The following is a 13146-nucleotide window of genomic DNA, read 5'->3' on the forward strand; positions in this document are numbered from 1 at the left end:
ACCGGCCTCTTAAAAACCCCTTCACATTCTAAAGCCCCGCCCGCCGCAGCGGGACTACCACCCCCCGCTTTTTTAATGGTTTTTCTACTACCGCTTGGTGGTTTTCGCCGGGCCCCGCCAGGACCATACGGCCGGTTCTGCATGAGTGCTCACAATGCCAAATCCAGCACCGTCCGGCCCTGCACGGTGCCGGCATGCAGCGCCGCCAGCACTTGGTTGATGTTTTCCAGCCGCTCGCACTGGTAATGCACCTGCACCTGGCCCGTGGCGGCAAAGGCGAGGCCCTCCGTTAAGTCCTGCCGGGTGCCCACGATGGAGCCGCGCACGGTCTTGCGCGTGAGCACCACGTCGAAAATATCGAGCTCAAAACTGCCCGGCGGCAGGCCCACCAGCGCCAGCGTGCCGCGGCGGCGCAGCATGGCCACGCCCTGCGCAAACGCCGCCCGCGACACGGCCGTGACCAGCACGCCGTGGGCCCCGCCCAGCTGTTGCTGGATGGCCGCGACCGGGTCTTGCTCCGCGGTGTTCACCACCAGGTCGGCCCCCACGGCCCGCGCCAGGGCGAGCTTTTCGGCGGCCACGTCCACGGCCGCCACCCGCATACCCATGGCCTTGGCGTACTGCACCGCCAGGTGGCCCAGCCCACCAATGCCGGAAATCACCACCCACTGCCCCGGCCGCACCTCCGTTTCTTTCAGGCCCTTGTACACCGTCACGCCCGCGCACAGCAGCGGCGCGGCCTCCTGAAACGACAGCGCATCGGGCAAATGGCCCACGTAATCAGCGTCGGCCAGCACGTACTCGGCGTAGCTGCCCGGTACCGAGTAGCCCGTGTTCTGCTGGGCCGGGCACAAGGTTTCCCAGCCGGTAAGGCAGTATTCGCAGTGCCCGCAGGCGGTGTACAGCCACGGCACGCCCACCCGGTCGCCCTCCTTTACCTGCGTCACGCCCGCGCCCACGGCCACCACGGTGCCCACGCCTTCGTGCCCCGGAATCAGAGGCAGCGTCGCTTTCACCGGCCAATCGCCGTTGAGGGCGTGCAGGTCGGTGTGGCACACGCCGCAGGCCGCTACTTTAATCAGAATGTGGCCCGGCGTCAGGGCCGGCACCGGCACCTGCTCGATTTGCAAGGGCTGCCCGTAGGCCCGCGCCACGGCGGCTTTCATGGTGGTGGGTAACATGGCGAGCATGATTGAATTACGTCCCCTCGGCCACGTTCAACCAAAAGGTCAACTTCTGCCGCAGCGAGTGGGCCAAAAGTAGACCGGACCAGGCGGGGCCACCACGACAAAAATCAGCATACCGGAAGACATTAATCAGCCAGGAGTCTCGTCCTGAAATGAGGACCGGCTCCGAGCAGGCCCGCACTACACCAGGTTCTTCTTGATGTAGGCAAGGCTTTTGGCCACGCTGTCGAAGGGCGAGCCGGGGGTGGCGTCCTGCTCGACGAAGAAGTAGGCGAGGCCGGCCGGGCGGGCCTGAGCGAAAATTTTCTTGAAGTCAATGCTGCCGTTGCCCACCTCGGTGAAAGACTGCTGCGGGGTCCGGTCCATGTCCTTCACGTGCCAGAGCGGGAAGCGGCCGGGGTGCTGCTTGAACAGGGCCAGCGGGTCGCGGCCGGCCTTGGTCACCCAGTACAGGTCCAGTTCCATTTGCACCAGTTGCGGGTCGGTAGCCAGCAGCAGGTCGTAGGGCAGCTGGCCGTCCTGGGGCACGAACTCGAAGTCGTGGTTGTGGTAGCAGAGTTGCAGGCCCGCCTTTTTGCAGCGCTCGCCGGCTTTGTTCAGCTGGTCGGCCACGTACTTGTAGTGGTCGAGGTTACCCCGCTCGGGCTCCGAGAGGTAGGCGCACACCATGTATTGCACGCCGGCCGCCGCGGCGTCGTCCACGGCCCGGTCCCAGTTGTGAAGCATGGTGCCCAGCACCGGGGCGCCGTTCGTCAGCTCTTCGCCCAGGCGGTAGTGGCTGCTGGGCATAATCAGACCGTGCTGCTTGAGCAGGTCGGCAAAAACCCGGGGCGCCATCCCGTAGAATTTCTGGGTGCCCGTGTAGGTCGCGCCTTCCACCGAATTATAGCCAATTTTAGCCAGTTGGGCCAGAGTACCCGCGGGGTCTTTGGCCATGGCGTCGCGCACGGTGTAGAGCTGCAGGCCGATGTAGCGCCGGTTGCGGGCCAGCAGTGCCGGCGAAACCAGCACGCCGGCGGAGAGCAACGCGGCGGAAGCGAGGAAATTTCTACGGGAAGTCATGGCCGGCAGGGTTAAGCGTTTTCGAGGGGCCGACTGGCGGACAGAAGCCCGGTGGGCAGCGGAGGCGGTTGCTCCGCCGGGTGCCCCGGAGACCGGGCCAATATATGCAGCATTCGACGCGTGGAAATATTTCGGCTTCCCGAGAACCCGGTAAATCAACGCGCCGGCCGCCCGGCACGCCGCGGCGTACCCGGTGGTCACTCGTCAACAAACCCAACGAAACGACGTTATTACGTAACTATTACGCACAACCCGGCCGAGCCAGGGCGCCTTTCGCCAACTCGCGGGCCGCCCTCACCCTGGTTTTTTGCTCTGAATGAGCTGCATTGGGGTAGCTCGGTAGCTGTTTTTCACTAATGCACCACGCCGGCAACGTTGAGTCGAGGTCCCGTAGGCTGCCGGCCGCCTGGGACGACGCGGCCTTGGTGCAGGGCCTGCGGCGGGGCGACGAACACGCGTTTGCGGAGATGTACAACCGCTACGGCCTTTCCCTTGTCGAGCTGGCTTTTCGCAAAGTGAACTCGCGCGAGGCCGCCGAGGAAATTGTGCAGGACTTGTTCACGGCACTGTGGCACAAGCGGGCCACCGCCGACATCCAGAAGCTTCGGGAATACCTGACCACGGCGGTGAAGTACCGCGTCATCAACCTGATAAAGAGCAAGCTGACCCACGCCGGGTACGTGGCCTACCGCCAAACGCACGCCCCCGACGCCGACCACCGGACGGAGGACGATGTGGCGGCGGCCGACCTGGCGCTGGCGCTCACGCTGGGCCTGGCCCACCTGCCGGGCCATACGCGGGAAGTGTTCCAGCTGAGCCGGATGGAGCACCAGACGGTGCCCGAGATTGCCGTCCGGCTCAAGCTCTCGCCCAAAGCCGTGGAGTACCACCTGACCCGGGCCCTGAAATCGTTGCGGGTTTCGCTAAAAGATTTTTTGCTGCCCGCGGCCTTGCTTCTGCTCCAATAGCCGGCTCTCGGTACAGTGCGGTTTTTTGAGCTTGCCGTTTGGTGATGCACTGCATTTTTTTAGGTGAGGCACTAGGGATGAAAGTGCCTTGCTTGACTGTGTAGTACGAGCACCCCTTGAGGTAGTACGACTATGGACCAACTGGCTTTTCGCGCGTTACTGCACCGGTACCAGCAGGGCGAATGCACGCCCGCGGAAAAGCAGCGCGTCGAGCAGTGGTACGAGGCCCTCGACAACGACCGGCAACTGCTGCTCACCGCCGCCGAGCAGGCCGCGCTGGTGGCCACGCTGTGGCAGCGCATTGCCAGCCAGACGGCCCTCCCGCTGCCCGACGCCCCCCCACCCGCCGGCCGCGCGGCCTGGGCCCTGCACCGCCGCTGGGCCGCCGTGGCTCTGCTGGCCCTCGGAGCGGGCTTGGCGGGCACGTACGCCAGCAAAAAATCCTCAAAGTGGGCCGCCGTCTGGTCGCCGCGGAGCCGGCCCGCCGCGGCGCCCGGGTGGGTGGTGCACGCTAATTCCTCGGCCCGCGCGGCGCGGCTGGCGCTGCCCGATGGCAGCACGGTGACGCTGGCCCCGACCAGCTCGCTCAAGTACCCGCGCGCATTTGCGGGCCCGCGCCGCACCGTGTACCTGACGGGCGCGGCTTTTTTCGACGTTTCTCACGACGCCCGCCACCCGTTTTTGGTGTACACCGACCAGGTGGTGACCACGGTGCTGGGTACCAGCTTCCGGGTGCGGGCTTTCGCCGGGCAGCCCGAGGTGCAGGTGCAGGTTCGGACCGGCCGGGTGCGGGTGAGCCCGCGCGCGGCGGGCCCAACGGGCGCGGTATCCAGCCTCGAAGTGCTGGAAGTGCGGCCCAACCAGCAGGCCGTGTACTCGGCGGCGCGGCGGCAACTGCGGCGCGAGCTGGTGGCGCAGCCGGCCCAGCTCGCGGCCCAATCCTTCGTGTTCGACGACCGGCCCGTGGCGGAGGTGCTGGCGGCGCTGGAGCGGGCCTACGGCGTGGCCATTGCGTACGACGCCGCCGCCCTGCGCCACTGTACCCTGAACCTGAGCCTGACCGACGAGCCCCTGTTTGCGAAGCTCGACATCATCTGCGAAGCCCTGGGCGCCACCTACGAGCAGGCCGACGGCCGCATTCTTTTTCACAGTCCATCCTGCCGGGCTGAGTAAACCAGGCTCCTTTTAGCGTCCTGCCTATGAAACATTAGCCCCCAATCGATTCCGGTGCGCCCTGGCTCCGCCCACCCGGCTCGCGGGCCGGGCCGCCGGACGCAGGAACCGCCGGCGCTTGCTGCTTTTTGACCCACCATTTCCACTTTCTTATGAATATTCCCCTACAATTCCCACCACTACTGGCCCGCCTCAAGCGCCTGGCGCTGCTGCCGGGCCTACTGCTGTGCCTGCTTACCGGCATCAATCCGGCATATGCTTCCGCGGCCCAGCCCGTGCTCGACCAACTCATCACCCTGCAAGCCAAAGACGAGCGCATGGCCGCGGTGCTGAGCAAAATCGAAGCCCGGGCCAACGTGCGCTTTCAGTACAGCCGGCAACTCATCGGGGCCGGCCGGCGCGTGACGGTGAACGCCACCGGCCAGCCCCTGGCCCAACTGCTGAGCCAGCTGCTCGACCCGCTGCAAATCAGCTATAAGCTGGTCAACAACGGCATTATTTTGCGGCCGGCCCCGGCCGCAACGGCGCCTGACGCGGCGGCCGACGTGACCGTGACCGGCCGCGTGGTGGACGAGAAGGGCGCGGGCCTGCCCGGCGTTAACGTCATCCTCAAGGGCGGCTCGAACGGCACCCAGACCGACGTCGACGGCAAGTTCACGCTGGCCGTGCCCGAGAACAGCACGCTGGTGTTTTCCTTCGTGGGGTACACGGCCCAGGAAGTGGCGGTGGGCACCCAAACCACCCTCAACGTGACGCTGGCCCCCGACGCCGAAGCGCTGAGCGAGGTGGTGGTGGTGGGCTACGGCACCCAGCGCCGGCAGGACCTGACCGGGGCCGTGGCCCGCGTCGACGGCGCCGAAATCGTGAACCAACCGGTGCAGACGCCCACCCAGGCCCTGCAGGGCAAGGTGGCGGGCGTGCAAATCATCAGCGACGGCACGCCGAACTCGCAGCCCAAGGTGCGCATCCGGGGCACGGGCACGCTGCTGGGCGGGGCCGAGCCGCTCTACGTGGTGGACGGCGTGCAGACGACCGACATCCGCAACATTAGCAACGCCGACATCGCGACCATCGACGTGCTCAAGGACGCCTCGGCGGCCGCCATCTACGGGGTGCGCGGGGCCAACGGCGTGATTATCGTGACCACCAAAAAGGGCGCGGTGGGCAAGCCGATACTCGCCTACAGCGGCACGGCGGGCTTTCGGCAGGCGGCCAATGTGGTCGAGATGGCCAACGCCGGGCAGTACTCACAGTACATCCGGGACATCACCCCGACGGTGGTGCTGCCCGACTTCGCGGGCTCGACGGACTGGTACGACCAAATTCTGAAGCGCGGCACGTTCCAGAACCACAACCTGGCCGTGTCGGGCGCCACGGACAACGTGCGCTACTACTTCTCGGGCAACCTGCTGCAGGACGACGGCACGGTCATCGAGAACAAGTTTAAGCGCCTGACGGTGCGCTCCAACACCTCGTTCAGCTTGTCGGACAAGGTCACGATTAGCTCGCAGGCCTCGTTCAGCCACGCCGAAGCGCGCGACGTGAACATTCGCACGGCTTACAATAACGCCTACCGGGCGGCTCCGATTATCCCGGCCAAAGTAAACGGGCTCTACGGCAACACGTCGGCCTACGGCAACGTGGGCAACCCGGTGTTGGACATCGAGCAGAATGACAACAAGCTGCTGGAAAACCGCCTGCAGGGCAACATCGGCCTCGACGTGCGCCCCGTGGAGGGCCTGACCCTGCGCTCGGCCCTCAACCTGGACCTGACGGCCACCAACCGCCGCGTGTACGACTATCAGTTCCGCAACGACGCGGCCACGTTCGTCACCACCGGCGGCAACCAGCAGAACCTGCGCAGCAACCTGGCCGTGACGCAGAACAACGCCTCCCGCTACCTGTGGGAGAACACGGCCACGTTCCAGCGCACTTTTAAGGAAAAGCATAACCTGACCGTGCTGGTCGGGAACGTGGTCGAGGAAGGCCTGACCACGCCGCTCTCCGGCTCGCGCCGGGACGTGCCCGCCGACCCCAACCAATGGTACCTGAACACCGGCGACCCGACCTCGGCCGTGAACAACCCCGTGAACCCCGACGACCCCGCCCCCGACCTGCCGGCCAAGGACCGCCGCCTGTCCCTTCTGGGCCGCGTCAACTACGCCTTCAACAACCGCTACCTCTTCACCACCAACCTGCGGCAGGACGCCACTTCGCGCTTCAGCCGCGACCGGCGGCAGGGCTTTTTCCCGTCGCTGGGCCTGGGCTGGGTCCTGAGCGAGGAGGACTTCCTCAAGGACGTGCCGGCGCTGAGCTTCCTGAAGCTGCGCGGCAGCTACGGGCAGCTCGGCAACGACCAGATTCCGGTCAACTCCAACGTGGTGACGGCCAACTCCGGCATTCCCTACCTCTTTAATGGCCAGAGCGTGCTGGGCGCCACCATCACGGAAATCAAGGACGGCAACGTGCAGTGGGAAACCACCACCGAGTACGACGCGGCGCTGGAGTTTGGCTTCCTCGACAACCGGCTGACCGGCGAGGTGACGTACTACGACAAGCGCACCTCCGACGCCTTGATTCCCGTCAACATCGCCGGCATTCTGGGCGACCCCAACAACCAGTTCATCACCAACGCCGCCGACATCACCAACCGCGGCCTGGAAACGGCCCTGAACTGGCGCGCCGCCCTGGGCAGCAACCCCGACTGGAGCTACAACATCGGGGCCAACGTGACCTTCAACCAGAACCGCATTGCCAACCTCAACGGCGGGGAGGCCCTGACGGCGGGCTACAACGGCGTGACCCGGTCCGACAATGGCCAAGCCGCTGGCAGCTTCTTCCTGCTCGACGCCATCGGCGTGTACCAGAGCGCCGACGACATTGCCGCCTCGCCCCGGTCTACCTTCAACCCCCAGGTGGGCGACCTGAAGTACGCCGACTCGAACGGCGACGGCGTGGTGGACCTGACCGACCGCCGCTACTACGGCTCGTACCAGCCACCGGTGTACTTCGGCATCAACGGCGGGCTGAACTTCCGCAACGTGGACTTCTCGTTCGTGTTCTCGGGCAACCTCAACAACGAGGTGTACAACGCCAAAAAGCAGGCCCGCACCAACCTCAACAACAACGTGGAGGCCAGCTTCGCCAACGACCGGTGGACGGCCAGCAACCCTTCGAACACCGACCCCAGCGCCCTGCGGGAAGGCATGCAAAACTCGACGTACTTCCTGGAGTCGGGTTCGTACCTGCGCCTGACCAACCTCGTGCTGGGCTACAGCCTGCCCACCGCCCTGCTGGAAAAGGCCCGCCTGGGCTCGGTGCGCGTGTACGCCGCCGCCCAAAACGTGTTTACCGTCACGGACTACACCGGCTTCACGCCCGAGCTGGCCGGCGGGCCCCTCGACTCGGGCATCGAGCTGAACACCTACCCCACCAGCCGCACCGTCACGCTGGGGCTGAACGTCACTTTTAAATAACCAGAACGAACAGCAGAACACACGGAAAGAACGTCATGCAGAGCGCAGCGAAGCATCTTGCCCGCTTCGTCCTCACGGTTGAATCACTACCACACGCGAGATGCTTCACTTCGCTGCGCTACGTTCTGCATGACATTCTATTCCACGTTCTTTCATTCTCACCAGCCATAAACATCAAACAGATGAACCCGATACTCTCCGCCCTCTCCCGCCGCGCCGGCACGGCCGCGCTGGCGCTGTCGCTGGCCGTGGTCAGCGGCTGCAAGGACTTCCTCGACGTGCCGCCCCAGGGCCAGCTCAGCGAGGACGCCATTCGCACCGACCCGGCCGCCGCCCAACGGCTGGTCGACGGCGTGTACAACGCCCTGTACCTCGGCGGCTTCGGCCCCGACATCAGCGGCCTGCAGTTCGTCATCCTCACCGACATTGCCTCCGACGACGCCGACAAGGGCAGCTCGCCGAACGACTACCTGGCCGATGCCGGCGGGGTGGACAACCTCACGCTGAACGCAACCAACGCCAACATCAACAACGCCTGGACCGGGCACTACCAGGGCATTTCACGGACCAACCAGGCGCTGGACAAAATCCCGCTCAGCCCCGCCCCCGACGCGGTGAAGAACCGCCTACTGGGCGAGGTGCGCTTCCTGCGCGGTTACCTGTACTTCAACCTGGTGCGCCTGTTTGGCGGGGTGCCCCGGCTCGACCGGGTGCCGGCGGCCTCGGAGGTCAACAGCCCGGAGTTTCAGCAGCGGGCCACCGCGGCCGACATCTACACCTTCCTCATCGCCGACCTGCAGTTTGCGGTGGACAACCTGCCGCTGAAGGGCGCCACCGAAACCGGCCGCGCCACCAAGGCCGCTGCCCAAGCCCTGCTCGCCAAGGTGTACCTCTACCAGAAAGACTACCAGCGCGCGTTTGAGCTGAGTAATGAAATCGTGACGGGCCGGTCCGGCGCCTACGAGCTGTATCCGACCTACGCCGACATCTGGCGGACCGTGGGCGCCAACAACGCCGAGTCGATATTCGAGGTGCAAACGGGCATCAACGCGGCCTGCAATAACTCGGCCGTGCAGCTCTACAGCGTGAGCCAGGGCCCGCGCTCGGGCGGCAAGGGCGGCTGGGCTGATTTGGGCTTCGGCTTCAACACCCCCACCCAGCAGCTGGCCGACGCCTACGAACCCGGCGACCTGCGCCGGGCCGGCACCATCATCTTCATCCAGCCCACGGCCCCGGCCGGGCAGCGCTCCACCGGCACGGTGCTCTGGGACGACTTCCGCATCCCGAGCCAGGACTCGGTGGAGAACTCCCGCTACAGCTACAAGGCCTACCACAGCCGCACCCGCGAGGCCAACTGCGGCAACAACGACTACCTGCCCAAGAACATCCGGGTGCTGCGCTATGCCGAGGTGCTGCTCATCCGGGCCGAGGCCGCCGCGCAGCTCGGCAACGCCGCCGCGGCCCTGGCCGACCTCACCGCCGTGCGCACCCGCGCCGGCCTGGGCCCCAAGCCGGCCACGGTGGAAAACATCTGGGCCGAGCGCCGGGTGGAGCTGGCCCTGGAGCACGACCGATTCTTCGACCTCGTGCGTCAGGAAAGCGTGACGCCGGGCCGCATCGTGCCCCTGTTCGCGGCCCAGGGCAAAACCTTCGTGAAGGGTAAGCACGAGCTATTCCCGATTCCGCAGCCGCAGATTGACCTGAGCGGCGGGCGTTTGACGCAGAACCCGGGGTATTGATTTTTCTGAGATTATCTGTAACAAAAGAAACGTCATGCTGAGCGCAGCCGAAGCATAACGCCCGCTTAGTTTAAACGATTAGGACGAAGCGGGCGAGATGCTTCGGCTGCGCTCAGCATGACGTTCTACTGTTAAGTTCTATGAGCCCAAAGTTTCTGCTAATCCTGCTGCTGCTCTTACTACCTGGCATCCTCCAGGCCCAACCAAAGCTCGCACCCAAAAAAGCCGCGGCCTTCGACGCCAAAAAGCGGCCCCGCAACCTCACCGACGGGCAGCTGCTGGAGCTGGTGCAGCGGCAGACGTTCCGGTACTTCTGGGACTTCGGGCACCCGGTGAGCGGCCTGGCCCGCGAGCGCAGCAACGTGGCCTACGACTACGGCCAGGAAGTGGTGACCACCGGCGGCACGGGCTTCGGCATCATGGCCATCATCGTGGCGGCCGAGCGCAAGTGGATAACGCGGGAGCAGGCCGCCGCGCGCATCTACAAAATCGTGCGGTTTCTGGAGAAGGCCGACCAGTTCCACGGCGTGTTTCCGCACTGGCTGCACGGGGCCACCGGCAAGGTCATCCGCTTCGGGGCCAAGGACGACGGCGGCGACATCGTGGAAACCTCTTTCCTGATGGAGGGCCTGATTTGCGCCCGCCAGTACTTCACGGCCGACACGCCGCTGGAGCGCGACGTGCGCAACCACATCCAGTGGATGTGGGAGAACGTGGAGTGGAGCTGGCAAACCCAGGGCGGCCAAAACGTCCTCTACTGGCACTGGAGCCCCAACAACGGCTGGAGCATGAACCACCAGATTCACGGCTACAACGAGTGCCTGGTGACCTACGTGCTAGCCGCGGCCTCGCCCAAGTACGCCATCGAGCGGCCGGTGTACGACCAGGGCTGGGCGGTGGGGCCGGAGTTCAAGAACGGCAAGGAGTACTACGGCGTGCCGCTGCCGCTGGGCCCGGACCTGGGCGGGCCGCTGTTTTTCACGCACTACTCCTTCCTGGGTATCAACCCGCACGACCTCCGGGACCAGTACGCCGACTACTGGCAGCAGAACCAGCACCACACGCTCATCAACTACGCCTACTGCGTGGCGAACCCCAAGAAGTTCAAGGGCTACGGCCCCAACACCTGGGGCCTCACCGCCTCCGACAGCTACCAAGGCTATGTGGCCCACAACCCCAAAGAGGACGTGAGCGTGATTTCGCCCACCGCCGCGCTGTCGGCCTTTCCCTACACGCCGGAGCATTCGATGCGCGCGCTGAAGCACTTTTATTACGACTTGGGCGACACCATCTGGGGCGAATACGGCTTCGTAGACGCCTTCAGCGAGCAGCACGGCTGGGCCGCCAAATCTTACCTGGCCATCGACCAGGGGCCCATCGTGGGCATGATTGAAAACCACCGCTCGGGCCTACTCTGGAAGCTGTTCATGAGTTCGCCCGACGTGCAGCGCGGGCTCACGAAGCTGGGATTTGAGAGCCCGCTGATTAAGAAATGATTCCGGCACGGGCATCCGGCGCCCGGCGTACGCTGGCCAAAGCGTTTTTCTCGTAACTAACCCCGTCAATTGGATTAGTTTCACGACAAAGTTGCTGCCGCAAGCCCCCATGACGTACGATTTCCGCCGGTTCCCCATGCTTCGATTTGTTTGCCTTTGCTGCCTCGCCGGCTTGCTGAGCCTGCCCACCCTGGCCCAACGCAAAAAGAAGCCGGCTTCATCCCCAAAAACGACGACCCCGACCCAAAAGCAAGTCCCCGCGGCGGTGAGCCCGCCGGGCGGCCGCCCCACCTACTGCAACCCCCTGAACCTGGACTACGGCTACACGCCCATCCCCGACTTCACGGCCGCCGGCCGGCACCGCGCCACCGCCGACCCGGTCATCACGCTGTTCAAAGACGATTACTACCTCTTCTCCACCAATCAGGGCGGCTACTGGTGGAGCCACGACCTGAGCAAGTGGACGTTCGTGGCCCGCTCGTTTCTCAAGCCCGAGCACAAGACCTTCGACGACCTGTGCGCGCCGGCCGTGTTCGTGCTCGGCGACACGCTGGTGGTGTACGGGTCGACCCACGAGAAGAACTTCCCCATCTGGATGAGCACCAACCCCAAAGCCGGCGCCTGGCAGGAGCGCATCAGCGCCTTCCAGGTTGGGGCCTGGGACCCCGCTTTCTTTCTCGACGAGGACGACAAGCTCTACCTCTACTGGGGCAGCTCGAACAAAACCCCGATTTACGGGCAACAAATCAACCGCCACACCTTCCGGCCCCTGGGTCGGCCCAAGAAGCTCATTGCCCTCGACGACAGGCGGTACGGCTGGCAGCGCTTCGGCGAATACCTCGACAACACCGCCCTGGACCCCTTCCTGGAAGGCGCCTGGATGACCAAGCACGCCGGCAAGTACTACCTGCAATATGGCGCGCCGGGCACCGAATTCAGCGGCTACGCCGACGGGGTGCAGGTGGGCAACGGGCCGCTGGGGCCCTTCCGGCCGCAGGCGCACAACCCGTTCTCGTACAAGCCCGGCGGCTTTGCGCGCGGGGCGGGCCACGGCAACACCTTCCAGGACCGCTGGGGCAGCTGGTGGCACACCTCGACCATGGTGGTGTCGGTAAAAAACAACTTCGAGCGCCGCCTCGGCCTCTGGCCCGCCGCCTTTGACCCCGACGGCGTGCTCTACGCCAACACGGCTTTTGGCGACTACCCGCACTACTTGCCCGCTGGCCTGAGCGACTACGGCCAGAGCCTGTTCACGGGCTGGATGCTGCTCAACTACAACAAGCCCGTGCAGGTGTCGTCCACCCTGGGCGGCTACGCGGCCAACCACGCCGTGGACGAAAACATTAAAACCTACTGGAGCGCCGCCTCCGGCCGGCCCGGCGAGTTCATCCAAACCGACCTGGGGCGGGTGAGCACCGTGCACGCCGTGCAAATCAACTACGCCGACCAGGACGCCATCGTGCTGGGCAAGCCCGCCGGCGCCTACCACCAGTACCGGCTGCTGCACTCGCTGGACGGCAAAAAGTGGCAGGTACTGGCCGACAAAAGCCAGAACACCACCGACGTGCCGCACGACTACGTGGAGCTGCGCGCGGCCGTGCGGGCCCGCTACCTCAAGCTGGAAAACCGGCACATGCCCACCGGCAAGTTTGCCATCAGCGGCTTGCGGGTGTTCGGCCGGGGCGGGGGCAGCCCGCCCGAAAAGGTGAAGAACCTGACGGTGCTGCGCACCCGGAAAGACAAGCGCGGCGCCTGGCTGAAGTGGCCGGCCGTGGACGGCGCCTACGCCTACAACATCTACACGGGCAGCACCTTCGACAAGCTCTACAGCTGCATCATGGTGCACGGGGCCAACGAATATTACTTCAAAGGCATGGACAAGAACCAGACGTACTACTTCACCATCGAGGCCGTCAACGAAAACGGGGTTTCGCCGCAAACCATCGTGCAGGAAGCCCGATGACCACGAAGTTGCTCAGAAAGGCCGTTGGCGCGCGTCTACAACGCGCGCCAGCTCCTTCTTTGAAAAATATTCTCAAACAACT

The 13146-nt window shown here is 65.0% G+C and carries 8 protein-coding genes; 6 read left to right on the plus strand and 2 right to left on the minus strand.

Annotated features, from left to right (window positions below; translation table 11 throughout):
* Positions 1-149 precede the first annotated feature (149 nt).
* The gene (gene adhP / locus RMO51_RS13305; protein WP_310395370.1) at positions 150-1181 is read right to left on the minus strand and encodes an alcohol dehydrogenase AdhP; all 1032 of its coding nucleotides are present in this window, start codon (positions 1179-1181) and stop codon (positions 150-152) included.
* Positions 1182-1367: 186 nt separating this feature from the next.
* On the minus strand, positions 1368-2249 hold the full coding sequence (locus tag RMO51_RS13310) for a sugar phosphate isomerase/epimerase (protein WP_310395372.1): 882 nt from the start codon (positions 2247-2249) through the stop codon (positions 1368-1370).
* A gap of 356 nt (positions 2250-2605) precedes the next feature.
* Here RMO51_RS13310 and RMO51_RS13315 point away from each other — a divergent pair, with 356 nt between their 5' ends.
* The 6 genes from RMO51_RS13315 to RMO51_RS13340 all read left to right on the plus strand — a co-directional run bounded on the left by RMO51_RS13315 (position 2606) and on the right by RMO51_RS13340 (position 13064).
* A complete protein-coding gene (locus tag RMO51_RS13315) occupies positions 2606-3217 on the plus strand; it encodes a sigma-70 family RNA polymerase sigma factor (protein ID WP_310395374.1) in 612 nt (203 codons plus the stop codon).
* Positions 3218-3349: 132 nt separating this feature from the next.
* Positions 3350-4390 (plus strand): FecR domain-containing protein, encoded by a 1041-nt coding sequence (locus RMO51_RS13320; protein WP_310395376.1) that lies wholly within the window; start codon positions 3350-3352, stop codon positions 4388-4390.
* A gap of 152 nt (positions 4391-4542) precedes the next feature.
* Positions 4543-7866, plus strand: a complete 3324-nt coding sequence (locus RMO51_RS13325; protein ID WP_310395378.1) for a TonB-dependent receptor — start codon at positions 4543-4545, stop codon at positions 7864-7866.
* 182 nt (positions 7867-8048) lie between these two features.
* On the plus strand, positions 8049-9605 hold the full coding sequence (locus tag RMO51_RS13330; protein WP_310395379.1) for a RagB/SusD family nutrient uptake outer membrane protein: 1557 nt from the start codon (positions 8049-8051) through the stop codon (positions 9603-9605).
* A 140-nt stretch (positions 9606-9745) separates the two neighbouring features.
* Complete coding sequence (locus tag RMO51_RS13335) at positions 9746-11101, plus strand: glucoamylase family protein (protein WP_310395380.1); 1356 nt, start codon at positions 9746-9748, stop codon at positions 11099-11101.
* A gap of 136 nt (positions 11102-11237) precedes the next feature.
* On the plus strand, positions 11238-13064 hold the full coding sequence (locus tag RMO51_RS13340; protein ID WP_310395382.1) for a family 43 glycosylhydrolase: 1827 nt from the start codon (positions 11238-11240) through the stop codon (positions 13062-13064).
* Positions 13065-13146: the final 82 nt, after the last annotated feature.

Origin of the sequence: Hymenobacter sp. (assembly GCF_031398885.1) — a bacterium.
Lineage (GTDB): Bacteria > Bacteroidota > Bacteroidia > Cytophagales > Hymenobacteraceae > Hymenobacter.